The organism is Xanthobacter sp. SG618, assembly GCF_012932745.1.
GTDB classification, from domain to species: Bacteria; Pseudomonadota; Alphaproteobacteria; order Rhizobiales; family Xanthobacteraceae; genus Xanthobacter; species Xanthobacter flavus.
This window is the reverse complement of sequence record NZ_JABBHL010000009.1, coordinates 88,285-113,625: the sequence shown is the minus strand read 5'-3', so window position 1 is coordinate 113,625 and position 25,341 is coordinate 88,285. Positions and strand designations below refer to the sequence as shown.

The 25,341-nt window shown below is 68.6% G+C and carries 19 protein-coding genes; 11 read left to right on the top strand and 8 right to left on the bottom strand.

Going from position 1 to position 25,341, the window contains the following annotated elements; genetic code table 11:
• Nucleotides 1-46: 46 nt before the first annotated feature.
• The 6 genes from FHT36_RS21255 (at nt 47) to rsmA (ending at nt 8,055) form a co-directional block, all read left to right on the top strand.
• Nucleotides 47-1,378, top strand: coding sequence for an LptF/LptG family permease (locus FHT36_RS21255; protein ID WP_169124456.1), 1,332 nt, complete (start codon nt 47-49; stop codon nt 1,376-1,378).
• 2 nt (nt 1,379-1,380) lie between these two features.
• The gene (gene lptG, locus FHT36_RS21250; protein WP_169124455.1) at nt 1,381-2,478 is read left to right on the top strand and encodes an LPS export ABC transporter permease LptG; all 1,098 of its coding nucleotides are present in this window, start codon (nt 1,381-1,383) and stop codon (nt 2,476-2,478) included.
• Between the two features lie 110 nt (nt 2,479-2,588).
• Nucleotides 2,589-5,015: an LPS-assembly protein LptD gene (locus tag FHT36_RS21245; RefSeq protein ID WP_246702357.1), complete on the top strand. Its 2,427-nt coding sequence runs from the start codon at nt 2,589-2,591 to the stop codon at nt 5,013-5,015.
• A 98-nt stretch (nt 5,016-5,113) separates the two neighbouring features.
• On the top strand, nt 5,114-6,022 hold the full coding sequence (locus FHT36_RS21240; RefSeq protein WP_210257907.1) for a peptidylprolyl isomerase: 909 nt from the start codon (nt 5,114-5,116) through the stop codon (nt 6,020-6,022).
• Between the two features lie 90 nt (nt 6,023-6,112).
• The gene (gene pdxA, locus FHT36_RS21235) at nt 6,113-7,180 is read left to right on the top strand and encodes a 4-hydroxythreonine-4-phosphate dehydrogenase PdxA (protein WP_210257921.1); all 1,068 of its coding nucleotides are present in this window, start codon (nt 6,113-6,115) and stop codon (nt 7,178-7,180) included.
• Nucleotides 7,177-8,055, top strand: a complete 879-nt coding sequence (gene rsmA, locus FHT36_RS21230) for a 16S rRNA (adenine(1518)-N(6)/adenine(1519)-N(6))-dimethyltransferase RsmA (protein ID WP_169124452.1) — start codon at nt 7,177-7,179, stop codon at nt 8,053-8,055. The genes pdxA and rsmA overlap by 4 nt, the downstream gene beginning before the upstream one ends.
• Nucleotides 8,056-8,070: 15 nt before the next feature.
• Here the strand turns inward: rsmA and metH are convergent, their stop codons facing one another.
• The 3 genes from metH to FHT36_RS21215 all read right to left on the bottom strand — a co-directional run bounded on the left by metH (nt 8,071) and on the right by FHT36_RS21215 (nt 13,875).
• A complete protein-coding gene (metH, locus tag FHT36_RS21225; protein WP_169124451.1) occupies nt 8,071-11,826 on the bottom strand; it encodes a methionine synthase in 3,756 nt (1,251 codons plus the stop codon).
• Between the two features lie 88 nt (nt 11,827-11,914).
• The gene (gene metF / locus FHT36_RS21220) at nt 11,915-12,856 is read right to left on the bottom strand and encodes a methylenetetrahydrofolate reductase [NAD(P)H] (protein ID WP_210257906.1); all 942 of its coding nucleotides are present in this window, start codon (nt 12,854-12,856) and stop codon (nt 11,915-11,917) included.
• Nucleotides 12,856-13,875, bottom strand: coding sequence for a metalloregulator ArsR/SmtB family transcription factor (locus FHT36_RS21215; protein ID WP_169124450.1), 1,020 nt, complete (start codon nt 13,873-13,875; stop codon nt 12,856-12,858). Before FHT36_RS21215 ends, metF begins: the two co-directional genes overlap by 1 nt.
• A 237-nt stretch (nt 13,876-14,112) precedes the next feature.
• Here FHT36_RS21215 and FHT36_RS21210 point away from each other — a divergent pair, with 237 nt between their 5' ends.
• A complete protein-coding gene (locus tag FHT36_RS21210) occupies nt 14,113-15,294 on the top strand; it encodes a L,D-transpeptidase (protein WP_169124449.1) in 1,182 nt (393 codons plus the stop codon).
• Between the two features lie 186 nt (nt 15,295-15,480).
• Complete coding sequence (locus FHT36_RS21205) at nt 15,481-16,062, top strand: HdeD family acid-resistance protein (protein WP_169124448.1); 582 nt, start codon at nt 15,481-15,483, stop codon at nt 16,060-16,062.
• A 123-nt stretch (nt 16,063-16,185) separates the two neighbouring features.
• Here the strand turns inward: FHT36_RS21205 and FHT36_RS21200 are convergent, their stop codons facing one another.
• The 3 genes from FHT36_RS21200 to FHT36_RS21190 form a co-directional block, all read right to left on the bottom strand.
• Nucleotides 16,186-19,293 carry an efflux RND transporter permease subunit gene (locus FHT36_RS21200; protein ID WP_169124582.1) on the bottom strand — a complete coding sequence of 1,036 codons (3,108 nt, stop codon included), beginning with the start codon at nt 19,291-19,293 and terminating at the stop codon, nt 16,186-16,188.
• Nucleotides 19,294-19,331: 38 nt separating this feature from the next.
• A complete protein-coding gene (locus FHT36_RS21195; RefSeq protein ID WP_169124447.1) occupies nt 19,332-20,564 on the bottom strand; it encodes an efflux RND transporter periplasmic adaptor subunit in 1,233 nt (410 codons plus the stop codon).
• Nucleotides 20,565-20,666: 102 nt separating this feature from the next.
• A complete protein-coding gene (locus FHT36_RS21190) occupies nt 20,667-21,284 on the bottom strand; it encodes a TetR/AcrR family transcriptional regulator (protein WP_169124446.1) in 618 nt (205 codons plus the stop codon).
• Between the two features lie 159 nt (nt 21,285-21,443).
• Here FHT36_RS21190 and FHT36_RS21185 point away from each other — a divergent pair, with 159 nt between their 5' ends.
• Nucleotides 21,444-22,529, top strand: coding sequence for an exo-alpha-sialidase (locus FHT36_RS21185; RefSeq protein WP_169124445.1), 1,086 nt, complete (start codon nt 21,444-21,446; stop codon nt 22,527-22,529).
• A gap of 3 nt (nt 22,530-22,532) precedes the next feature.
• Nucleotides 22,533-22,814 (top strand): MoaD/ThiS family protein, encoded by a 282-nt coding sequence (locus FHT36_RS21180; protein WP_169124444.1) that lies wholly within the window; start codon nt 22,533-22,535, stop codon nt 22,812-22,814.
• Between the two features lie 61 nt (nt 22,815-22,875).
• Here FHT36_RS21180 and FHT36_RS21175 read toward each other — a convergent pair whose 3' ends face one another.
• Both FHT36_RS21175 and FHT36_RS21170 read right to left on the bottom strand, forming a co-directional pair.
• Entirely contained in the window at nt 22,876-23,862 is a 987-nt protein-coding gene (locus FHT36_RS21175; RefSeq protein WP_169124443.1) for a phosphoglycerate dehydrogenase, read from the bottom strand.
• 200 nt (nt 23,863-24,062) lie between these two features.
• On the bottom strand, nt 24,063-24,548 hold the full coding sequence (locus tag FHT36_RS21170) for an Hsp20 family protein (protein WP_169124442.1): 486 nt from the start codon (nt 24,546-24,548) through the stop codon (nt 24,063-24,065).
• A 265-nt stretch (nt 24,549-24,813) separates the two neighbouring features.
• Between FHT36_RS21170 and FHT36_RS24615 the strand changes: the two genes are divergently transcribed.
• Nucleotides 24,814-25,326: a hypothetical protein gene (locus FHT36_RS24615; RefSeq protein ID WP_246702356.1), complete on the top strand. Its 513-nt coding sequence runs from the start codon at nt 24,814-24,816 to the stop codon at nt 25,324-25,326.
• Nucleotides 25,327-25,341: the final 15 nt, after the last annotated feature.

The following is a 25,341-nucleotide window of genomic DNA, read 5'->3' as shown; positions in this document are numbered from 1 at the left end:
ACATGCGAGTGAGGGGGCGGCTCCGCGCATTGTAAGGCATGCTGTGATGGGCCGTCTGGATCGTTACATCTTCTCCACGGCGGCTGTCGCCTTCCTGGGGGTCGTGGTCGTGCTCGCCGGCATGATCTGGGCGACGCAGGCCCTGCGCCAGCTCGACTTGGTGACCAGCCAGGGCCAAACCATCCTCGCCTTCATCGCCATCACCAGCCTCACCATGCCCACGCTGGTGCTGGTGATCGCCCCGGCCGCCCTGTTCATCGCCACCGCCTACACCCTGCTGAAGCTCAACGGCGACAGCGAGATCGTGGTGATGGCGGCCGCCGGCATGGGGCCGTGGCGCCTGCTGCGCCCGCTCATCCTGCTGGCCATCCTTGTGTCCCTGTTCTGCTCCTCCCTCGCGGTCCATGTGGTGCCGGCCAGCCTCACCAGCTTCCGCGAGCAGGTGACCAAGGTGCGCGCGGACGTGGTGTCCTTCGTCGCCCAGCCCGGCCGCTTCGTGAACCTGACGCAGGGCCTCGTCTTCCACGTGCGCGAGCGCTCCGCCAATGGCGTGATGCGCGGCATCTTCATCAATGACGCCCGCGAGAAGGAGGTTTCCACATACCTCGCGGATCGCGGCCAGATCGTCGAGAGCAAGGCCGGCATCTTCCTGGTGCTGGAAAACGGCTCCATTCACCGGCGCGGCGGCGACCTGTGGAAGACCGAGGCGACGCCCCAGCCGACGCCCGAAGAGGCCCGCGCCGCCGCCCGTGCCAAGCTCGCCGCCCAGAACGCCGGTGGACAGGCCGCCAAGGCGTCCGAGCCGGCAGCGCCGCCCGCCGCGGCTCCCGCAGCTGGCGACCAGAAGCAGGGGCGCTCCGACAGCAAGGCCGCCAATTCCTCGGTGGTGGAGTTCCAGCGCTACGCCTTCGACCTCTCGTCGCTGGCACCGGACAACAAGGGCGTGGACATCAAGCCCATGGAACGGCCCCTCACCTATGTGATGAACCCGCCGCCCGAAGACATGTACGTGCGATTCTTCCCCGGCCGGTATCGGGAAGAGCTGCACAAGCGCCTGTCCGCGGGGCTCTATCCCATGGCCTTCTTCGCCATCGCCGCCGCGGCGCTCGCCCAGCCACGCACCACCCGCCAGAGCCGGGGCGCCGCGCTCACCGCCATCATCCCGGCCATGGGGCTGGTGCAGATCGGCAACTTCGCCATCGCCGGCCAGCTCAAGGCCAATGCCGCGGCGGTGCCGCTGATCTACGCGCTGCCCGTCGTCACCGTCATCATCTGCGCCATGGTGCTGCAAGGCTGGATCCGCCTCGCCCCGCCAGCGGCGCTGACCGCGTTCATCGATTCCATCCGGGCTCGGTTCTCGCGGCGGGCGGCCGCCTGACGATGATCGGACGCATCCTCGGCTTCTATTTTGCGCGCCGCTTTGCGCACGCAGTGGCGGTCATCTTCCTGTCCTGCGTCACGCTGATCGTGCTCGTGGACTTCCTGGAGATGGCGCGGCGCACGGCCGACCGCGATCAGGTGACGGTGAGCCTGCTGGCCCTGCTCACCCTCTACCGCGCCCCCGCCTTCACCGAGCAATTGCTGCCGTTCGCCGTTCTGTTCGGCGGCATGGTGACCTTCGTCATCCTGTCCCGCCGACTGGAACTGGTGGTGGCGCGGGCGGTGGGGCTTTCGGTCTGGCAGTTCATCACCCCGCCGGTGCTCGTGGCCTTCCTGGTGGGCGTTTTCGCCACCTGCGTGTTCAACCCGATCTCCGCCGACTTCAAGGAGCGGGCCAACCAGATCGAGGGCGACATCTTCGCCAGCGGCGGCGGCACGCCCGGGTTCACCCAGGGGAAGAAGGAATTCTGGATTCGACAGCAGAGCGTGGACGGCCAGTCCATCATCCAGGCGCAGTCCTCCCGCCAGGGGGGCCGCGTGCTTTCCGGCGTGGTGATTTTCGAGTTCGATCCGGCCGGGAACTTCATGGAGCGTGTGGAGGCGAAATCTGCAACCTTGGGAGATGGTGCATGGATTCTTACCGGCGCCAAGGTGCTCGTCCCGGGCCTCGATCTTGCTTCCTATGATACCTACATGATCGCCACGAAGCTGGACCCCAAGCAGGTCCAGGATTCGCTGATCGCCCCGGAAACCGTGTCGTTCTGGCAACTCCCGTCGGCTATTCGCAGTGCAGAACAATCCGGCTTCGGCGCGGAAAAATACCGCTTGCAGCTCCAGAGCCTTCTCGCGAAGCCGTTTCTGCTGGTGGCAATGGTCCTCATTGCCGCGGTCGTGGGCCTCCGCGTGTTCCGCTTCGGCGGGGTGGGCCAGACGATTCTCGGTGGCGTGCTTGCGGGCTTTCTGCTTTATGTTGGGACCAAGCTCGCCGAGGACCTCGGTGAGGCGGGAATCGTTCATCCCGTTGCTGCTGCGTGGTTTCCTGCAGTGACCGGGATTTTGTTGGGGGCGCTCATTCTGTTGCACCGGGAGGACGGATGACGGTCGGGCATCCCCCCGCCGTAGGGATGACTGCCAGGGGCCTTCGCGCAGCTGCGCGGGGAACGGGTGGTCGCGCGTCTCGACGCGCCTCCTCGGCTGCCGCCTTCAGCTTGATCTTTGCCGGCCTCGTCGCCCTCCTCGCGCCGATGGGGAGCGCCCGTGCGCAGACCCAGCCGGCCGCCAGCCAGAACACGACGCCGGGCAGCAATATCCTCACCGCGCGCCAGCTCGACCCGAACCAGAAGATGCTGGTGACGGCCGACCAGCTTGAATACGACTACCAGAAGGACACGGTCTCGGCGGTCGGCAACGTCCAGATCTATTATGACGGCTCCACCCTGGAGGCGCGCCGCGTGGTGCTGGACCGCAAGGCCAACACCCTGCGCGCGGAAGGCAATGCCCGCCTCAAGGACAAGGACGGCAAGATCGTCACTGCCGACACGCTGCAGCTGACCCAGGACTTCAAGCAGGGCTTCATCGATTCCCTGCGCCTCGACACGCCGGACAACACCCACTTCGCCGCCGTCCGCGCCGACCGGACCGACGGCAACATCACGGTGTTCCAGAACGGCATCTACACGGCCTGCGAGCCGTGCAAGGACGACCCCTCCAAGCCTCCGCTGTGGCAGATCAAGGCCAAGAAGATCATCCACAACGACGACGAGAAGATGGTCTATTACGAGGACGCCTGGGTCGAGTTCTTCGGCATGCCGGTGGCCTATTTCCCGTACATGTCGTCGCCCGACCCGACGGTGAAGCGCAAGACCGGCTTCCTGATGCCGGAGTTCTTCTCCTCGAGCCAGATCGGCTACGGCGTCGCCGTTCCCTTCTTCTGGAACATCGCCCCCGACCGTGACCTGACCCTCACTCCCGCCTTCCTGACCCAGCAGGGCGTGCTGATGCAGGGCGAGTGGCGCCAGCGCCTGATCAACGGCAGCTACACCATCCGCGCCGCCGGCATCGTGCAGCAGAACCCGCAGGACTTCATCACCACCTCGAACGGCATCACCGAGGTGCTGCCCGGCTATCGCCAGGACCGCGGCGCGGTGGAAAGCTCCGGCGCCTTCGCGCTGAACAAGTTCTGGACCTTCGGCTGGGATGCCACCGTCGCCTCGGACCGAACCTTCCTGCGCGACTACAACCTGATCCCGGACACCACCACCACCAAGACCTCCACCGTCTACCTGACGGGCCAGGGCGACCGGTCCTATTTCGATCTGCGCGGCCTCTACTTCCTCGGCCTTGGCGTGACGGATGACCAGGCGCGCCAGCCCGTCGTCGGCACGCTCAACTACGACAAGGTGTTCAACAACGCCCTGTGGGGTGGCGAGGCCGGGTTCAAGGTGAACCTCACCAGCCTGACCCGCCAGCAGGCCGACTTCATCGGCACCTCTGAACTCACCTCGGCCATCGGCAGCGTCGGCGTGCCCACCGGGGCGTGCACCCTGTGGAGCCCGAACGCCAAGGAATGCCTGCTGCGCGGCGCGCCGGGCGACTACACGCGCCTGTCCGGCGACGTGTACTGGAAGAAGACCATCACCGATCCCCTCGGCCAGCAGTGGACGCCGTTCGTCACGGCGCGGGTGGACGTGGCCTCGGTCAACACCTCCTATCTGCCCGCGAGCTACCAGTTCGGCCCCACCTTCCCCGGGCAGAACCCGCTCCAGTCCGGCAGCGACGACCTCATCCGCGCCATGCCTGCGGTGGGCCTCGACTACAAATATCCCTTCATCTCGGCGGAGAGCTGGGGCACCCAGACCATCGAGCCGCGGGCACAGGTCATCATCCGCCCGAACGAGAGCAACATCGGCAAGTTCCCGAACGAGGACGCCCAGAGCCTGGTGTTCGACGACACCAACCTGTTCGAGGTGAACAAGTATTCCGGCTACGACCGGGTCGAGGGCGGCAGCCGCCTGAACCTCGGCGTGACCTATACCGCCGCCATCAACGGTGCCGGCCTGTTCACCGCCGTGGTCGGCCAGTCCTACAACCTGTTCGGCAAGAACTCCTACGCCTACGGCGACATGGCCAATACCGGCCTTGAGTCGGGCCTTGAGACCTCGGCCTCGGACTACATTGCCAAATTCGGCTACTCGCCCACCAAGTATCTCGAGTTCGTGACCCGCTTCCGGTTCGACGAGCAGAACTTCTCCATGCAGCGGTTCGAGCTGCAGGCGCGGGCCGAGATCGACCGGTTCAACATCGCCGTCACCTACGGCCGCTACGAGGCGCAGCCGCTGCTCGGCTATTACGATCCGCGCGAGGGCATCTACACCAACGCGTCCTACAAGCTGAACGACAATTGGGCGGTCCGCGGCGCCATCCGCTACGACTTCGCCGCGGGCGAGGTGGACTACACCCTCGTCGGCCTCAGCTACATCGACGACTGCTTCACCCTCGCCCTGAACTACATCTCCGACTACACCCTCAACGGCCCCAACGCGCCGCCGGTGACGAAGGTGATGTTCCGCATCGGCCTGCGCACCCTCGGCGAAGGCGGCTTCTCCACCAGCTTCGGCTCCGAATCCTCGAATTGATGCCGGCTGCGGCCGCGAACGGTAAGGCCACGTTCGCGAAGCCGCATTGCCGCCACAGGATGAAGACAAAAGTCGCAGGCAGCCCCCCGGACAGGACCATGCCGCTCGTACGCCTTCTTCTCCTCGCCGCCGCCCTCCTCCTTCCCGTGCTTGCCTCGGGAACGCAGGCCCACGCGCAGCAGATCGTGGTCCTCGTCAACGGCGATCCGATCACGAGCTACGACGTCTCGCAGCGCCAACTCCTGCACAACCTCATCGAGCGCAAGCCCGTCAGCGCCAAGGACGCGCTGGAGGAGTTGATCGACGAGCGCCTGAAGATCCAGCAGGGCGCGCGTCTGAAGCTCGACGTGGACCAGAAGGACGTGGACCGCTTGTTCGCCTCGGTGGCCGAACGGTCCGGGCGCACGCCCGAGCAGCTCTCGTCCGGCTTCAAGCAGCAGGGCCTCGACGACCGCACCTTCAAGCAGAAGCTGCTCGCCGATTATGTCTGGGGCCAATATGTCCGCGCCCGCTCCGGCACCGTGAACATCCGCGACGCGGACGTGATCGCCGCCTTGCAGAAGCGCGGCGAGACCCAGATGGTCGCCACCGAATACACCCTCATGCCCATCGTCTTCGTGGTGCCGCGCAATGCCAGCACGCATCAGGCGCGACTGGCGGAAGCCAACGCCCTGCGCGGCCGATTTACAGATTGCGACGGCGGCGCCCAGATGGTGAAGTCCATGAAGGAGGTGGTGGTGCGCCCCAAGGTGACCCGCCTGTCCTCCGAGATCCCGGCGCAGCTCAAGCAGATTCTGGACAAGACCGAAATCGGCAGGCTGACCCCGCCCGAGGTCGCCCAGGCCGGTGTCGAGACCTTTGCCATGTGCGGCAAGCGCGAGGTGCGCGGCGAGAGCTCGCAGAAGCGCGAGATCAAGGACGAGCTGACCTCCAGCCAGTTCACCGCCGAATCAAAGAAGTTCCTCGCCGAGCTGCGCAAGCAGTCCCTCATCCAATACCGCCGCTGACCGGAACGGGCGTGCATTGCGCCCGTCGCTTGCGTGCTATGGTCGGCCGGCGCCCACGCCGGTCGCTGAACCCGTGCTGCTGACGAATCCCTGATGCCCGCCGCCTCTCCCCTCGTTCTCGCCCTTGGCGATCCGGCCGGCATCGGCCCCGACGTCGCGCTCGCCGCCTTCCTGCGCCGTCGCGGGCCTGAAGGTGGCGCTGCAGCCGTCCCGGCCTTCATCGTCGCCGGCGATCCTGCCGCGCTCGCCGCCCGCGCCCGCCTCCTGAACCTCGATATCCCGCTGGTGGAGACGACCCCCGAGGGCGCGGTGGCACACTTTGCCAATGCCCTGCCCGTGCTCCCCGCCGGCCCCGCCTTCACGGGCCGCGCCGGCCGGCCGGATGCGTCCTCCGCCGCCTGCGTGGTGGCGAGCCTTGAGTCCGCCCTCGGCCTCGTGACAACCGGGCGGGCCGCAGCCCTCGTCACCAATCCGCTTGCCAAGTCGGTGATGTACGAGGCCGGATTCCCCTTTCCCGGCCACACCGAGTGGCTGGCCGACCGCGCCGCCGCGCCGGGTCGTCCGCCCCCCCATCCGGTGATGATGATCTGGTCGGAGCAGCTCGCCGTGGTGCCGGCGACCATCCACGTGCCCTATGCAGACGTCCCCACCCTGCTCTCCATCGACCTGCTGGTGGAGACCGGCCGCATCGTCGCCCGCGACATGGCCAGCCGCTTCGGCATCGCCCGGCCGCGGCTCGCCTTCTGCGGCCTCAATCCCCACGCCGGGGAAGAGGGCACGCTCGGCGGTGAGGACGAGGCTATCGTGCGGCCCGCCGTGGAGGCGCTGAAGCGCGAGGGCATGCTCGCCATCGGCCCCCTGCCCGCCGACACCATGTTCCATCCCGAGGCGCGGGCGCGCTACGACGTGGCGGTGGGCATGTATCACGACCAGGTGCTGATCCCGGCCAAGACCCTCGCTTTCCATGACGGGGTGAACGTGACCCTCGGCCTGCCCTTCATCCGCACCTCGCCGGACCACGGCACGGCCTTCGACATCGCCGGCACGGGCCGCGCGAACCCGTCCAGCCTCATGGCGGCGCTCAGGCTCGCGCGCCGGCTGGCCGATGCCGAAGCGGCGGCGCGCCCGGCTCCCGCTCCCGCCCTGGCGCGCGCATGAGCGCGCTCGACGATCTGCCGCCGCTGCGCGACGTCATCCGCCGGCATGGCCTCTCGGCGCAGAAGTCGCTGGGGCAGAACTTCCTCCTGGACCTCAACCTCACCGGCCGCATCGCCCGCGCCTCCGGGCCGCTGGAGGATGTGACGGTGGTGGAGGTCGGTCCCGGTCCGGGCGGCCTGACGCGCGCGCTCCTGGCATTGGGCGCGAAGCGCGTCATCGCCATCGAGCGCGACCGGCGGTGCATGGATGCGCTGGCCGAGGTGGCGGCGCATTATCCCGGCCGGCTGGAGGTGATCGAGGGCGACGCGCTGAAGGTGGACGTGCGCCCCCTCATCGGCGAGGGCGAGGCGCGGGTGGTGGCGAACCTGCCCTATAACATCGCCACGGTTCTGCTGGTGGGCTGGCTCTCCACGGACCCGTGGCCGCCGTGGTTCTCCTCCCTCACCCTCATGTTCCAGAAGGAAGTGGCCGAGCGCATCGTGGCGGAGCCGGGCTCCAAGGCCTACGGGCGCCTCGCGGTGCTCGCCGGCTGGCGCACCAAGGGGCGGATCGCCTTCGATGTCGCCCCCTCGGCCTTCGTGCCGCCGCCCAAGGTCACCTCCTCGGTGATCCACCTCGTGCCGCGCCCGGAGCCCCTGCCCTGCGCGCTGTCGGCTCTGGAAAAGGTCACGGAATCGGCTTTTGGCCAGCGCCGCAAGATGCTGCGCCAGAGCCTGAAGACCCTCGGCGTCGATGCGCAGGCCCTGCTCGCGGCCGCCGGCGTGGAGGAAACCGCCCGCGCGGAGGAGATCGACGTCGCCGGCTTCGTACGGCTGGCCAACGCCTTCTCCGAGGGTGTCGGCCGCCAGTTCGGCGCGCTGTCCGCGCTCAAGTAAGCCGAGGAGGCGGGGCTACTCCGCCGCCGCCACCCGCGCCGGGTCGTAATTGAGGATGGGGGCGAGCCAGCGCTCGGCCTCCGCCAGGGTCCAGCCCTTGCGCCGGGCGTAGTCCTCCACCTGATCGCGCTCGATGCGGCCGACGCCGAAATAGGCGCTTTCGGGGTGGGCGAAATAGAAGCCCGACACCGCCGCCCCCGGCCACATGGCGAAGCTCTCGGTGAGGTGGATGCCCGCCTTCTGGGTGGCGTCCAAGAGCTCGAAGAGCGTCGCCTTCTCCGTATGGTCGGGCTGGGCGGGATAGCCCGGCGCCGGGCGGATGCCGCGATAGCGCTCGGCGATGAGGTCGTCGTTGGCGAGGGCCTCGTCGGTGGCATAGCCCCACAGCTTGGTGCGCACGATGTGGTGCATGCGCTCGGCGAGGGCCTCGGCGAGGCGGTCGCACAGGGCCTTCAGCAGGATGGCGGAATAGTCGTCATTGGCCGCCTTGAAGGCCGCCACCCGATCCTCCTCGCCGATGCCCGCCGTCACCGCGAAGCCGCCCACATAGTCGGCGACGCCGCTCTCCAGCGGGGCGATGAAATCCGACAGCGCGAGGTTGAAGCGGCCTTCGCGCCGCGCAAGCTGCTGGCGCAGCGTGTGCAGGGTCGCGAGGGGGGTCTTTCGCGTGTCGTCGCGGAACAGGAGGATGTCGTCGCCCACGGCGTTGGCCGGCCAGAAGCCCACCACGGCACGGGCCGTCACCCACTTCTCCGAGACCATCTTCTTGAGCATGGCCTGCGCATCGGCGAACAGCGCGCGCGCCGGCTCGCCCACCACCGCGTCCTCCAGGATCGCAGGGTAGCGGCCCGTCAGCTCCCAGGACTGGAAGAAAGGCGTCCAGTCGATGAAGGGCACGAGGTCGGCGAGGTCATGGTCCTCGAACACATGGGTGCCGAGGAAGGACGGCTTTTCCGGCGTGTGGGCAGAAAAATCCAGCTTCAGGGCGTTCTCGCGCGCCTTGGCCAGCGTCAGGCGCTGCTTGTTGGCGTCGGCGCGGGCGTGGGCCTCGGCGAGCTTGGCATATTCGGCGCGCACGTCGGCCACATAGGTGCCGCGCGTCTCGGCATTGAGCAGGTTGGAGACGACGCCCACCGCACGGCTCGCGTCGGTGACATACACCGCCTGCCCGCGCTCGTAGCGCGGCGCGATCTTCACCGCGGTGTGGACGCGCGAGGTGGTGGCGCCGCCGATGAGCAGCGGCACGACGAAGCCCTCACGCTCCATCTCGGAGGCGACGTTCACCATCTCGTCCAGCGACGGGGTGATGAGGCCGGAGAGGCCGATCACGTCCACCTTCTCGTCCTTGGCCACCTGCAAGATCTTCTGCGTGGGCACCATGACGCCGAGGTCGATGACCTCGTAATTGTTGCACTGGAGCACGACGCCCACGATGTTCTTGCCGATGTCGTGGACATCGCCCTTCACCGTCGCCATCAGCACCTTGCCGGCGGCCGAGGCGGAGGTGATGCCCTGCTCCTCCTTTTCCTTCTCCATGAAGGGCATGAGGTAGGCCACCGCCTGCTTCATCACGCGGGCGGACTTCACCACCTGGGGCAGGAACATCTTGCCGGCGCCGAAGAGGTCGCCCACCACGTTCATGCCCGCCATCAGCGGGCCCTCGATGACGTGCAGCGGGCGCGCCACCGTCTGCCGGGCCTCCTCGGTGTCGGCCTCGACGAAGTCGGTGATGCCGTTGACGAGGGCATGCTCCAGCCGCTTCTCGACCGGCCAGGTGCGCCAGGCGAGGTCGGCCTCCTTCTTCTCCTTGCCGGCCGCGCCCTTGAAGCCTTCGGCGATCTCAAGCAGGCGCTCGGTGGCGTCGGCGCGGCGGTTCAGCACCACGTCCTCGCACGCCTCGCGCAGCTTGGGCTCGATCTCGTCATAGACGGCGAGCTGGCCGGCATTGACGATGCCCATGTCCATGCCCGCCTTGATGGCGTGGTAGAGGAACACGGCGTGCATGGCCTCGCGCACCGGCTCGTTGCCGCGGAACGAGAAGGAGAGGTTGGAGACGCCGCCCGAGACATGGGCATAGGGCAGGCTCTGGCGGATGAAGCGGGTCGCCTCGATGAAGGCGACGCCATAGCCCGAATGCTCCTCGATGCCGGTGGCCACCGCGAAGACGTTGGGATCGAAGATGATGTCTTCCGGCGGGAACCCCACCTCTTCGGTCAGGATGCGGTAGGCGCGCTCGCAGATGGAGGTCTTGCGGGCGTAGCTGTCGGCCTGCCCCTCCTCGTCGAAAGCCATCACCACCACGGCGGCGCCATAGGCGCGCACCAGCCGGGCCTTCTCGAGGAAGGCTTCCTCGCCCTCCTTGAGGGAGATGGAGTTGACGATGCCCTTGCCCTGCAGGCGCTTCAGCCCCTGCTCGATGATCTCCCACTTGGAGCTGTCGACCATCACCGGCACCTTGGCGATGTCCGGCTCGGCGGCGACGAGGTTCAGGAAGGTGATCATGGCGGCCTCGCTGTCGAGGAGGCCTTCGTCCATGTTGATGTCGATTACCTGCGCGCCGTTCTCCACCTGGTCGCGCGCCACCGCGAGGGCGGCGGGGAAGTCGCCGGTGGTGATGAGCTTGCGGAAGCGGGCGGAGCCGGTGACGTTGGTGCGCTCGCCCACGTTCACGAAGGGAATCTGCGGCGTCAGCTCGAACGGCTCAAGGCCGGAGAGGCGCAGGCGCGGCTCCAGCTCCGGCACCTCGCGCGGGGCCTTGCCCTTCACCACCTCGGCGATGGCGCGGATGTGGGCGGGCGTCGTGCCGCAGCAGCCGCCCACCACGTTCACGAGGCCGGAGGCGGCGAACTCGCCTACGAGGGCCGCCATGGCCTCGGGGCTCTCGTCATACATGCCGAATTCGTTGGGCAGGCCCGCATTGGGATAGGCGCAGACGAGGGTGTCCGCCACCCGGCCGATCTCGGCGATGTGGGCGCGCATCTCGCGGGCGCCGAGGGCGCAGTTGAGGCCGATGGAGAAGGGCTTGGCGTGGCGCAGCGAATACCAGAAGGCGCTCGGCGTCTGGCCCGAAAGCGTGCGGCCGGAGAGGTCGGTGATGGTGCCGGAGATCATCACCGGCAGGCGGAAGCCGCGCTCCGCATAGAGCTTCTCGATGGCGAAGATGGCCGCCTTGGCGTTCAGCGTGTCGAAGATGGTCTCGACGAGGAGAATGTCGGCGCCGCCGTCCACGAGGCCACGCGCCTGCTCGAAATAGGCGTCGGCCAGCTCGTCGAAGGTCACCGCGCGGAAGCCGGGGTCGTTCACATCCGGCGAGATGGAGGCGGTGCGGTTGGTGGGGCCGAAGGCGCCGGCCACGAAGCGGCGGCGGCCGTCCTCCTTCTGCGCGATGTCGGCCGCCTCGCGGGCGAGCTTCGCGCTCTCGAAGTTCAGCTCGTAGACGATCTCCTCCATGCCGTAGTCGGCCTGGGCGATGGAGGTGCCGGAGAAGGTGTTGGTCTCCACCATGTCCGCGCCGGCACGGAAATATTCGAGGTGGATGGCGCGCACCGCATCGGGCTGGGTGAGGCTGAGAAGGTCGTTGTTGCCCTTCACGTCTCGCGGCCAGTGCTTGAACCGCTCGCCGCGATAGCCCGCCTCGTCCAGCTTCAGCTGCTGGATCATGGTGCCCATGGCCCCGTCCAGCACCAGGATGCGCTCGGCGGCGGCCTTGGCGAGATCGGCGAAGATGGTGTCGGCGTGGGTCGAAGCGGCGGTAGTCGTGGGCGCGGTCATGGGGCGGTCTCGAGGCTCGGGGCGACGCACGCGCGCGCCTCCGTGAAGGACAGTCCGGCGCACCGCGCCGGCGGGAATGGCGTCGCGCTCAGACCGCCATCGCCTGCGGCACCGGCCCCGCATTCGGGCGCAGCCCGAGCAGGTGGCAGATGGCGTAGACGAGGTCGGCGCGGTTCAGGGTATAGAAATGGATATCGGTGACGCCACGATCAACGAGGTCCGTCACCTGCTCCGCCGCCACCGCCGCGGCGATGAGCTTGCGGGTCTCCACATCGTCGTCCAGCCCCTCGAACCGCTTCAGCAGCCATGCGGGCACGCTCGCCCCGGTGCGGGTGGCGAAGTTCGAGGCCTGCTTGAAGTTCGTCACCGGCAGGAGGCCCGGCACGATGGGGATGTCGATGCCCTTGGCGCGCACCTTGTCGAGGTAGCGGAAATAGACGTCGTTCTCGAAAAAGAACTGGGTGATGGCGCGGGTGGCGCCGGCGTCCACCTTGGCTTTGAGATAATCGATGTCGGCATCGAGGTTCGCGCTTTCCGGGTGCTTCTCGGGATAGGCCGAGACCGACACCTCGAAATCGCCGATGCGGCGGATGCCCTCCACGAGATCGCAGGCATAGGGGTAGCCCTCCGGATGCGGCTCGTACGCCGTGCCCACGCCGGTGGCCGGATCGCCGCGCAGGGCGACAATGTGCTTCACGCCGGCATCCTTGTAGGCGCGCACCACGTCGTCGATCTCGGCCCGGCTGGCCCCGACGCAGGTGAGATGCGCCGCTGGATGAAGGTCCGTCTCCTTCACGATGCGCGCCACCGTCGCATGGGTGCGCTCCCGGGTGGAGCCGCCCGCGCCATAGGTGACGGAGACGAAGCTCGGAGACAGCGGCGCCAGCCGGTGGATGGAGGACCACAGGGTCTTTTCCATCTCCTCGGTCTTGGGCGGGAAGAACTCGAAGGAGACGTTGACCGGCGGCCGGTCCATCTCCCGGCTGGCCCGCACGGGCGCCGCGGCGGGAATGGAAGCGGGGGTGGTCATCAGGCAATCTCCCTTTGGGCAAGGTCGGCGTCGGCCACCACGTAGCGCGGATCGCGGGCGAGCCAGAGCGAGACGGTGAGGCCGTCGCCGGCACCGCCATCGGGGGCGAGGGTGTCGAAGGAGACGAGCTCGAGGCCCGCCGCGGCGAGCCAGCCCTCCACCGTCGCACGGGCGAAGCCGAGGTGGCGGTGGGCATGGGCCTCGCGCAGGAATTCGAGGCCATGGGGGGCGAAATCCACCACCAGCAGCCGACCGCCGGGCGCCAGCACCCGCGCCGCCTCTTTCAGCGCGCGGCTGCCGTCGTCGAGATAGTGCAGCACCTGATGGACGATCACGGCGTCGAACGCGTCGCGCGGGACCGGAACGGCATAGATGTCGCTCTGCCGCAGCAGGCAGTTGCGCACGCCGGCGCGCTCCAGATTGGCGCGGGCGACGCCCAGCATGTCGGGGGAGAGATCCACCCCCATGCCGCGCTCGATGTCCGGCGCGAACAGTTCCAGCATCCGGCCGGTGCCGGTGCCGAGATCGAGCAGCGCGCGGATGGGCGCGCCGGCGAAAGCGCGACGCACGGCGGCTTCCACCGCCGCCTCGGGCACATGGAGGCGGCGAATCTCGTCCCACTGGCGGGCATGGGCGGCAAAATAGCCCTGCGCGGCGGCAGCACGGGCGGCGCGCACCGCCTCCAGCCGCGCCCGGTCGCCGGCGAGGACGGGATCGTCCCGGTCCAGAAGGTCGAGCAGGCTCCGGGCGATTCGCCCGCCCGGTCCCTCCGCGGCGCGGCGATAGAAGACCCAGCTGGCCTCGCGGTGGCGGTCGACCAGCCCGGCATCGGCCAGAAGCTTGAGGTGGCGCGAGATGCGCGGCTGCGACTGGCCGAGAATCTCGGTGAGATCGGAGACGGTCAGCTCCGCCTCGCCCAGCACGGCGACAAGGCGCAGGCGCGTATCCTCCCCGGCGGCCTTGAGGCCCTCGAGGACGGCGGCGAAGGAGGAAGCTGCGGGCAAAGGCCGATCTGACATAAAGATATCTTTATATCCTTACCGACCGGCATTCAAGTCCGGCGTCTATGCCCCGCGCGCCACACTGCGATCACGATCGCGAGCCTGCCGGAATCTCGCATTGCCGGGGATCTCTTGCGGGCCTAAAGGCGTTTCAGGACAAGAGCTGCAAAGCCGGAACAAGTTACCGCCGGACGGGCCAAATTTTTCCTCGACCCGTTTCCAATTTCGTCACGTTTCACGGTTAACACCTCAAGCATGACCCTTCGCAACACCCTTCTCCTCGCCGCCGTCGGCGCGTCCGTTCTAGCCGCCCCGGCCTTCGCCCAGGGGCCGTACGGGGGGCCGAACTACAGTCTGCCCGGCGGACAGCAGGACGATGCTACCGGCACGCTCCCGCCCGCCCCTGTCGGCGGCTATGGCGAGGCGCCTCCCGGCTATTCGGACCCCTATGCGCGCCAGCAGGCGCCGGTGCGCCGCGATCAGGTGGAGCGCACGGACCTTCCCGCGCCGGGTCAGCCCCAGCAGGCCTATCCCCAGCCAGCGCAGCAGGGCTATCCGCAGCCCGCGCCCGGCGGCCCTGTTGCGGTGGCGCCTGATTCCGGTCCCTACCCGACCGCCGTTCCGGCGCAGGGGCAGCAGGCCTATGGTGGCCAGCCGGTCTACAATTCCGCGCCCGACCTCTACGGTCGCCAGGCGACCCCCACGTCCTATGAGCCCCAGCAGCAGGCCTATGGCCAGCAGCCCGGCTATTCCGGCTCCGGCCGCGGCGCCGTGGATCAGGATGCGCTTTATGCCAGCCTGAACAACGCGCCGGCCCCTGCGGGTTCCTACGGCCCCAACTCCGCCGTGGTGCCCGGCACGACCGAAGCGCCGTCCGGTCCGCGCATCGAGAATGTCGATCCGACCGAGCCCGTGGCCGAGCGCTTCCGCCGTCAGACGGTGGACTACGTGACCACCCAGCCGGCCGGCACCATCGTCATCGATACGCCGAACACCTACCTCTACTTCGTGCTCGGCGGCGGCAAGGCCATCCGCTACGGCATCGGCGTTGGCCGCGAGGGCTTCACCTGGGCCGGCACCGAGAAGATCACCGCGAAGAAGGAATGGGCCGACTGGCGTCCGCCGTCCGAGATGATCGAGCGCCAGCCCTATCTGCCGCGCTTCATGGCCGGCGGCCCCGGCAACCCGCTCGGCGCCCGCACCATGTATCTCGGCGGCACCATCTATCGCATCCACGGCACCAACGAGCCGCAGACCATCGGCAAGTTCGTGTCCTCCGGCTGCTTCCGCATGCTGAACGCGGACGTGGAAGACCTCTACGACCGCGCCAAGGTCGGCACCAAGGTTGTGATCCTGCCCAAGGCGAATTCGGCCCCGCAGGCCAATGCCGCGCCGGTTTCCACCGCCTCGGCCGGCAAGCCCGCCGCCCAGCGCTGAGCGCAGCCCGCTCCCACGGCGGAAAGACATCACCGAAACGGCCCGGCCCACGCCGGGCCGTTTCGCGTTTGGAGCCCCCCTGATCCGGGTGCAGGCTCCGCAATCTGCCGGAGCGGAAGACCGCTGTGCGCGGCGTTCCCATTCGATATGATGGCCCAGCAGCGATCAAGCTGACAGGAGAGGCCCATGTCCACGCCTGCATCTGCGCCCACCCCCGCTTCCGCCGTCGCCGACCAGTTGCACGCCGTGCGTGCAAGCTGGGGCTGGTTCGCGGTGCTCGGCATCGCTTTCATCGTACTGGGCTTCGTCGCCCTCGCCCACGTGCTCGCCTCCACGGTCGTCACCGTGCTCTATGTGGGCGCGCTGATTCTGGTGGGCGGCGTGGTGCAGGTCATCCACGCCTTCCGGGTGCAGGGCTGGGGCCGATTCTTCTACTGGCTGCTCGCGGGCGTGCTCTACGTCGTGGCCGGCGGCCTCATGATGTACAACCCGCTGCTCGGTGCCGGCGTCCTCACGCTGATGATCGGCGTGGCGCTCGCCGTCGAGGGCATCTTCCGCCTCTTCGCCGGCTTCGGCTCGCAGCACGGCAAGGGCTGGGGCTGGATCGTGGTGTCCGGCGTCGTCACTTTGCTGCTGGGCCTCATCATCATCGCCCGCTGGCCGGTGAACTCCGTCTACATCCTCGGCCTGTTCCTCGGCGTCGACCTCATCGTCAACGGCGTCGGCACGCTTATGTTCGGCCTCGCTCTGCGCGAGAAGAAGGACTGAGTCGCGGCACTCCGCCCGATTCGAAAAACCGCCCCGCCCGTCCTCGGCGGGGGCGTTGCCGGGAACGGGCGGAGCGGACGGCCCCGGGGGGCGTCGGGGCGCGTCCTGTTCAGATGAGGGGGATCATGACGCCGGCTGCGGCAGCGCGGCCGGTGCGGTCTCCTCTTCCGTGACCTTCACGCGGAACCAGGTGGCATAGAGCGCCGGCACCACCAGCAGGGTGAGCACGGTCGCCACCAGCAGGCCGCCCATGATCGTGACCGCCATCGGCCCCCAGAACACGCTCTCCGCCAGCGGGATCATGCCGAGCACGGCGGCCAGCGCCGTGAGCACCACCGGACGCGCCCGGCGCAGGGTCGCCTCCACGATGGCCCGGTGGGGCGTCGCGCCGTCCCGGATATCGTGGTCGATCTGGTCCACCAGGATCACCGTGTTGCGCATGATCATGCCGGCGAGCGCGATGAGTCCGAGCAGCGCCACGAAGCCGAACGGCCGGTGCGCGATGAGCAGCGCCGCCGCCGCGCCGATGAGGCCGAGGGGCGCCGTCGCCAGCACAAGAGCAAGGCGGGAGAAGCTCTGCAGCTGGATCATCAGCAGCGTGAGCATGACGATGATCATCACCGGGAATACCGCCGCCAGCGAGGCATTGGCCTTGGCGCTTTCCTCGATGGAGCCGCCGGTCTCGATGCGATAGCCGGGCGGCAGCTCGGCCTTGAGCTGCGCCAGCTTGGGCAGGAGGCGGGTGGTCACGTCCGGCGGCTGCACGCCGTCCCGCACGTCGCCGCGCACGGTGAGCACGAGGTCGCGGTCGCGCCTCCAGAGGATCGGCTCCTCATGGGCATAGCCGATGCGCGCCACCTGTCCGAGCGGCACGGCAAGCCCGTTGCGGGTGGTCACGGTGAGCGCGGCGAGATGCTCCAGATCCACCCGTTCTTCGGGCACGGCACGGGCCATCACGTCGATGAGCAGGTTGCCCTCGCGCAGCTGGGTGATGGCGTAGCCCTGAAGCAGGGTCTGCAGCGTCTCCGCGATATCGCGCGGCGAGGTGCCGAGCGCACGGGCGCGGTCCTGATCCACGGTGAGGGTGATGGACTTGACCTGCTCGCCCCAATTGAGGTGCGGGTCGATCATGTCGGTGTCGGAGGCCATCACCAGCCGCACCTTCTCGGCGATGTCGCGCACCGCGATGGGGTCCGGCCCCACCACGCGGAACTGCACCGGAAAGCCCACCGGCGGGCCGAACACGAAGCGGTCCACACGCACCCGCGCTTCGGAGAGCGCGCCTTCGGCCAGCTCCGCATCGAGCCGCGCCTTCAGCCGCTCGCGGGCGGCCACGTCCTTCGCCACGATCACGATCTGCGCGAAGTTCGGATTGGGCAGCACCGGATTGAGGCCGAGCCAGAAGCGCGGCGCGCCACGGCCCACATAGGTGGTGCTGGTGGCCACGTCTGGGTCTTCCCCGACGAGGGCCTCCGCCTTCTTCGCCGTCGCCTCGGTGACGGTGATGGAGGTGCCCTCAGGCAGGCGGATTTCCAGGAACAGCTCCGGCCGGGTGGAGGTGGGGAAGAACTGCTGCTGCACGAAGCCGAAGGCCACCACGGACCCGGCAAACATCACGACCGTCGTGCCGATGACCATGAAGCGGTGGCGCAGGCAGAATTCCAGCGTCCCGCGCAGCATCCGGTAGAGCCGGCCGTCGTGCATCTCGTGATGCCCGCCCGCCTTCTTCATGTCCGGCAGGAGCACCGTGCCGAGATAGGGGGTGAAGATCACCGCCACGAACCACGATGCGATGAGGGCAATGCCCACCACCCAGAAGATGCCGCCGGCATATTCGCCCGAGGAGGACTTGGCGAAGCCCACCGGCAGGAAGCCGGCCGCCGTCACCAGCGTGCCGGTGAGCATGGGAAAGGCGGTGGAGGTCCAGGCGAAGGTGGCGGCGGACATGCGGTCCCAGCCCTCCTCCATCTTCACCACCATCATCTCGATGGCGATGATGGCGTCGTCCACCAGGAGGCCGAGGGCGATGATGAGCGCGCCCAGGGTGATGCGATGGAGGTCCATGCCCGCCGAGAACATGATGAGGAAGACGATGGCGAGCACGAGCGGCACCGAGAGCGCCACCACGATGCCGGTCCGGAAGCCCAGCGACAGAAAGCTCACCACCAGCACGATGACGAGGGCTTCGAGGAAGGTCTTCAGGAACTCGCCCACCGATTCGCCGACGATGTGCGGCTGATCGGCCACCTGCGTCACGTCGATGCCGTGCGGCAGCTCGGCGGTGGCCTCGGCCATGGCGGTTTTCAGCCCCTCGCCCAGGGTGAGGATGTTGGCGCCCTGCGCCATGGACACGCCAATGCCCAGCGCCGGCAGCCCATGCTGGCGCATGAGGAAGGCGGGCGGGTCCTCATAGCCGCGCTTCACCGTGGCGATGTCGCCGAGGCGCAGCAGCGCCCCATTCACCGCCACCGGCACCTCGGCGATGGCCTCGACGCCGGTGAAGGCGCCGGTGACGCGCAGGTTGATCCGGTCGGAGCGGGTATCCACCGCCCCGCCGGCCACCACGGCGTTCTGCCGGGCCACGCTGTCGAACACCTGCTGCGGCGTGATGCCGAGATTGGCGAGGCGGGCGTGGGAGAATTCGATGTAGATCTTCTCCGGCCGCTCGCCGATGAGGTCCACCTTCTCCACATTGGGCACGCGCAGCAGGCGCTGGCGGATGAGCTCCGCCTGCCGCTTCAGCTCGGCCGGCGCCGCCCCCTGCCCGCTCAGGATGTAGAGGGCGGAATAGACGTCGCCATATTCATCGTCGAAGCCCGGCCCGATGACGCCGGCGGGAAGATCGCCGCGCACGTCGGAGACCTTCTTGCGCACCTGGTACCAGAGGTCCTTCACCTCCTTCGCGGGCGTGTTGTCCCGCAGGAACACTTGCACGAAGGAGACGCCGGGGCGCGAATAGCTCTCCACCCTGTCGAGGTGCGGCAAAGACTGCAGCTTCTTCTCGATGGGATCGGCCACCTGCGCCTGCATCTCGGAGGCGGTGGCGCCGGGCCAGGCGGCCTGCACCACCATGACCTTGATGGTGAAGGAGGGGTCCTCGGCGCGGCCGAGATTGAAATAGGAATAGGCCCCCGCCGCGCCGAGCAGGAGGATGGCGAACAAAGTCAGCGCGCGATGGGTGATGGCCCAGCGCGAAAGATTGAAGCGCGAGGCGCCTTCGGGCGCGGACACGGCGCCGGGCGCCGGATCGTGGGAGGGGCCTGCGCCGCTCACGGACGCTGCTCCGCCACGCTGGTGCCGGCGGCGGGCGCCTGCGCCCGGCGGGTCTCGACCGACGGAAGGCGCTCGGCCACCTCGGTCACGGCAGGCGCCTGGACGGTGCGCACCTTCTGGCCGGGCAGCAGCGTCTGAACCCCGAGGATCACCACCGCATCCCCCGGCGCGACACCGCCGGAGAGCAGCACCTCATCACCCGTATAAGCGGCGATCTCCACCGGGCGGGCGACGATGGCATGGGTCGCCCCATCCACCACGAACACCTGCGGGCCATGGCCGCGATCGATGAGCGCGGACAGCGGCAGGCGTGCCACCTGCTGCTGGTCCTTGGGGCGAAGGGTCACGGTTGCGGTCATGCCCAGCGCCACCGCCCCGTCAGCACCCTCCAGGGAGAAGCGGGCGGGATAGGTGCGGGAGGTGACGTCGGCCTGCGGCGATAGCTCCCGCAGGCGCGCGGGAATGCGCCGGCCGGGATCGGCCCAGAGGGTCACGACGGCATCGGCCGTGCGGGCATCGGCAAGGGCGGTCTCGGGAAGGGAGACCAGCGCTTCCTTTTCGTCGAGGCGGGCGACGCGCACGATGGTCTGGCCCGAGGCCACCACCTGCCCCGGCTCCGCAGAGGTCGCGACGACGACGCCCGCCGCGTCGGTGACGAGGTCGGCATAAGAGAGGCGGTTCTCCGCCAGCTCCAGCGAGCGCTTGGCGCGTTCGAGGCGGCCCACCGCCTCCTCCTTGGCGAGCGACTTGCGGTCGAGATCGGCGTTGGAGGCCGCGCCCTTGGCGGTGAGCGCGCGATAGCGGGTGTCCTCGGTGGTGGTCTGGGCGAGGTTGGCGGTGGCCGCCTGCATCTCCGCCTTGGCGCTCTCCAGCTCGAGCTTGAGGTCTTCCTTATCGAGGCGGGCCACCACGGTGCCGGGCTCGATGCGGTCGCCCACTTCCACAAGCCGCTGCACCACCTTGCCGCCCACGCGGAAGGCGAGGTCGATCTCGCGGCGGGCACGGACCACGCCGACGAAGCTCTTCTGGGTCTGACGCGGGCGGAAGCTGACGGTCGTGACCTGCACCGGCCGGGCGAGCGTGGCCTCCTTGGAGGCAGGCGCCTCGCCGGCATTGGCGGGGTTTTCCTGACCGCAGCCGGCGAGCAGCACGGCGGACCCGGCGAGGAGCAGCGCCGCCAGGCCCTTCAGGCGGCGGCCGGTTCGGATCGGAACGTCAAGGCGGGGCATGGAACGATCCTGTGGCTCGGGTCTGCGAAATACGGATTTAACACTGACGATTTTCGTCGATCATCACTCTTACGGCGCACGAAAGCGTTTCGCTCACCCCGCTCATGGGAGAGGCGAACGCTCCACCTCGATACTTCTCAGAATGAACCGGAGGGTGTCCCGCAGAGCGGCCTCCTGATCCTCGTCGATATGCTGCGCCACCAAAATGGGGTGGCAGAAGCGAATGAGGGCGCTCTGGATCTGCCGGCTGACCTTCGAGGGATCATGGGCAACGAACACACCCTGCGCGATGCCCTCGGCGAGGACGCGGGCGGTCAGATCGCACAGGCGCGCCTTGTGGGCCTCTATGGCCTCCCAATTGTTCTCGATGGCCACCAGAACCATGTCGTGCACGCGCCGCTCCTCAAGGAAATTCTCCTTGTGGTAGCGCATGATGGACAGATAGGCGGCGAGGATGCGCTCCTGGGGCGAGCCGACGTCGGCAATGGCCGCGGCCACCTCCGCCTCGCTCTCGTTGAGGCAGCGGCCGCAGATGGTGGCGACGATGGCGTTCTTGGAGGGGAAGAAGCGGTAGACATTGGCCGGCGACATGCCGAGTTCGGCGGCGATGTCCGCCACCGCCGTCTTGGCGAAACCCATGCGGCGAAACAATTCCTCCGCCGTCCGCGCGATGCGCTCACGGGTCTCGTCCGCCGTCTCCTTCACCCTGACGTTCACCATGCACTCCCATAAACTGACGATTATCATAAATCGTCAGTTCTAAATTTCCAAGCCCGCGATTCGCCCGTGTCGCAAAATCTTATCCTTGCCGTGTCGGTGCGTCGCCTGCGTCCGCGTCCTCGGGGTGGCCCGAAGCCCCGGGGCCGTGGGAGGGAGAAGATGACGCAGAAGGTGCTGATCCTGATCGGAACGAAGAAAGGCGCGTTCATTCTGGAGAGCGACCCTGCCCGGACGAGCTGGTCGCTGCGCGGTCCCTTCTGCGACACGTGGCCGACCAATCACGTGGTGGGCGATCGCACCTCCGGCCGCATCTATGCGGGCGGCGGGAATGAATGGTTCGGCCCTGCCGTGTGGCAGTCGGACGATCTCGGCGCCAGCTGGACCCATTCCTCCCGTGGCCTTGCCCATGCCGAAGGCGAGGCGCCGGTGAAATCCGTCTGGAGCCTCGCGCCCGGGGCGGAGGGCGTGCTCTATGCCGGCGTCGAGCCTGCCGGCCTGTTCCGCTCGGATGATCGCGGGCAGAGCTTCACCGCCCTCGACGGCCTGCAGAAGCACCCGTCCCGCGGCGATTGGGGTCCCGGCGGCGCGGGCCTCATCCTCCACTCCCTCGTGCTGGATCCGGACGATCCGGACGCACTGTGGGTGGGCATCTCCGCCGCCGGCGTCTTCCACAGCGCCGATGGCGGACGCACCTGGAGCGCGCGCAATCGCGGTACCCGCGCCGATTACATGCCCGAGGACCAACGCTACCCCGAGCATGGCCAGTGCGTGCATTGCGTGGTCAAGGCGCCGGGCTTGCGCCACCGCCTCTACCAGCAGAACCATTGCGGCATGTACCGCTCCGACGACGGCGGCGTGTCGTGGCAGAGCATCGAGAAGGGCCTGCCCTCCAGCTTCGGCTTTCCGGCGGCCGCCCATCCGCGCGATGCGGAGACGCTGTTCCTCGTGCCGCTCAACGGCGACACCGCCGGCCGCTTCATGCCGGAGGCGAAGGCTGCCGTGTGGCGCACCCGCGACGGCGGCGCCTCATGGCAGGCGCTGCGGTCCGGCCTGCCGCAGAAGGACGCCTATTTCAACGTGCTGCGGCAGGCCATGGCCACCGACACGCTGGAGCCCGCCGGCGTCTATTTCGGCACCGGCTCCGGCGAGATCTATGCCAGCGCCGACGAGGGGGAGAGCTGGACGCGCCTTGCCGAGCACCTTCCCACCATCTCCTCCGTGGAGACTCTGGTGGTGGAGACCTGAGCGGTGACGGACGACACCGCGCCGGTGAAGGTGCGCCTGCCGGCCCACCTCGTCCGGCTGTTCCCGGACGGGGAGACCTATCTGGAGCTTCCCGCTGCGACGGTGCGCGAGCTGATGGATGCGCTGGAGACGCGCTGGCCCGGCATGCGCGACCGACTGTGCGACGAGCGCCCCGCCATCCGCCGCCACATCAACGTGTTCGTCGACGGGCGCCGGGCGCGGCTGGATACCCCACTGCGGCCCGGCGCGGACGTGTTCGTGCTCACCGCCATCAGCGGCGGGTAAAGCGTTTTCGAGCGAAGTGGGTACCGGTTCGCGTGAAGAAAACGCGTTGGAATGGGGAGCCTCAGCGCCCGTCGGCGATGAGGCAGCCGGGCGGGAAATCCGTTCCGTCCAGCGCCGCCACCACGCATTGCGCCGAGATGAGGTTGCCGCGGGCCAGCGCCTCGGCGCTGGAGCCGGAGGCGTGAGCCGTCGCCACCACGTCGGGCCGTGCGGCCAGAGCGGCGGCAACCGGTAGCATCGCCGCGTCCGCCTCCGCCTCGAACACGTCGAGGCCGGCGCCGCCGATGCGTCCCGCCTCCAGCGCGGCCAGCAGCGCGCGGTCGTCCACGAGGCCACCGCGCGAGGTGTTGATGACCAGCGCATGGGGCTTCATGGCGGCGAGCGCGTCAGCTCCGATCAGGTGGCGGGTCTCGGGAGTGAGCGGCGCGTGGATACTGATGATGTCGCTCTGCGCGATCAGGTCGTCGAGCGGCACATAATCCACGAAGGGGAAATCCGGGTCGGGGGTGCGGGTCGCCACCAGAACCTTGGTCCCGAAGCCGTGCAGGCGCCGCGCCACCGCCTTGCCGATGCGGCCGAGCCCGACGAGGCCCACCGTCTTGCCCGTGAGGTCGTATCCGCTCAGCACCCGCCAATTGCCGGCGGCGATGGCGCGGTCGCTCTCCTTCAGGCGCCGTAGCAGCGCGAGAATCATCGCCAGGGTGTGGTCCGCCACCGCATCGTCATTGGCGCCCGCCGCGATGGTGACCACCCGGCCGAGCGCCTTGGCGGACGCCACGTCCACCCGCTCATAGCCGACGCCGCGACGGGCGATGACCTTGAGATCGGGATGGGCGGCAAGAATCTCCCGCGTCACCGCGCGCATGCCGACGATCCAGCCCTCGACGCCTTCCAGCAGCGCGCTCAGGGCGGCGTCGGGAATGTCGGCATCGAGCGCATCGCCCGGCAGGCCGGAGGGGACCACCACGCAGCCGTGCTCGGTGAGATATTCGGCGGCGGCGGCATCGAACAGGCGGGTGGTGACGAGAACCTTGCGGGGCGCGGACACGGCAGGCGACCTTTTCCGGAGGGAACGCACGGGAGCGAATGCCCCCTCCTCTCCCGGCCGCGCCTTGAGATCAACCCCCCGGCCGGCATCGGCGCCATGCAGAAGCAGCCATCCGGAAGCACCATGCAAAAGGGCGGCGCCTGCGCACCGCCCTCAAGTCTTGGCAGGCGGGCCGCAGCCCGCCCTTTCATTTCCGCCGGTCAGGCCGCCTGGGCCGCGCGCTCTACCGGCGCACCCTCGATGGTCTTGGGGGCGGAGGTCGCTCCCGCGATGGGAATGATGCGGGGCTTCTTGGTCTCGGGAATGTTGCGCACGAGGTCCACGTGCAGCAGGCCATTCTCAAGTACCGCGCCCTTCACCTCCACATGGTCGGCGAGCTGGAAGCGACGCTCGAAGGCGCGGGCGGCGATGCCGCGATAGAGCACCTGGGCGCTCTCGGACGCTTCGGACGATTTCTTCTCGCCCTTGAGGGTGAGGGTGTTTTCCTTCACCTCGATGCCGAGCTCGGCCTCGGTGAAGCCCGCCACAGCCACCGTGATGCGATAGGCGTTCTCGCCCGTGCGCTCGATGTTGTAGGGCGGGTAGGTGGGCGCCGCATCCACGCCGCCGACGGAATCGAGCAGCGAGAACAGCCGGTCGAAACCGACGGTATTGCGGTACAGGGGGGCAAGGTCAAACGTACGCATGGCATATCCTCCTTTGAAGCGACATGCGGGACCCGCATAAAGCCGGGTCCGGTCAGGGCGCCGTCAGGTCTCTGCCCGGCGCCTTTTCGGATGTGGGTAGGCCCGTTTCGGGCGTCAAGGGGGTGCCCCGGCCACAATCTGAACCGGCGATGAACGCCGCCGCAGGCCCGCGTTCACCAGACGCGGCTAGACTTTTCCCCAACGACATCTGCTCCGTCCGCGGCGTGATCCGGTGAGGAGGCGGGGAGCAAGGGGAGGTCGGGCGATGCGGGCCTGTGCGGCCGCCTGTGCGGCCTTCTTCCTGATGGCGCTCGCGCCGCCCATGACGCGGGCCCTCGCCCAGTGCGGCCCCGAGCCGCCGGCCCCGGCCGGTGTCCAGCCGGCCGTTCCGGCCAAGCCCCCGCCTTTGCACTCGTACCATCCGCCAAGCGAAGCCGGGACGATCGCCTTGCCCGGCCTGCCGCTCGCCCGCGCCGCCTCCGTCACCGCGACCCAGATGCCGGACGAGGCCGCCCTGATGCCCGGCGGCGCCATCGCCCCCCGCGCCTACCGGCCCTACCAGATCGCCCCCGCCGGCCCCCTTCCGCTCACTGCAGAGACCGTCGCGCCGAGCCTGGAGGCCCGCGGCTTCCGCCAGATCGGCGCCGTGCGCCAGCGCGGCCAGAGCTTCCTCGCCGAGGCCACCGGCCCGCGCGGCGAGCGGGTGCGGCTGGTGCTGGATGCCGCCAGCGGCGACATCAGCGGCATGCAGGTCATCGGCTCCGGCGCGCCGCGCTGAGCGCTGCTCCCGCGC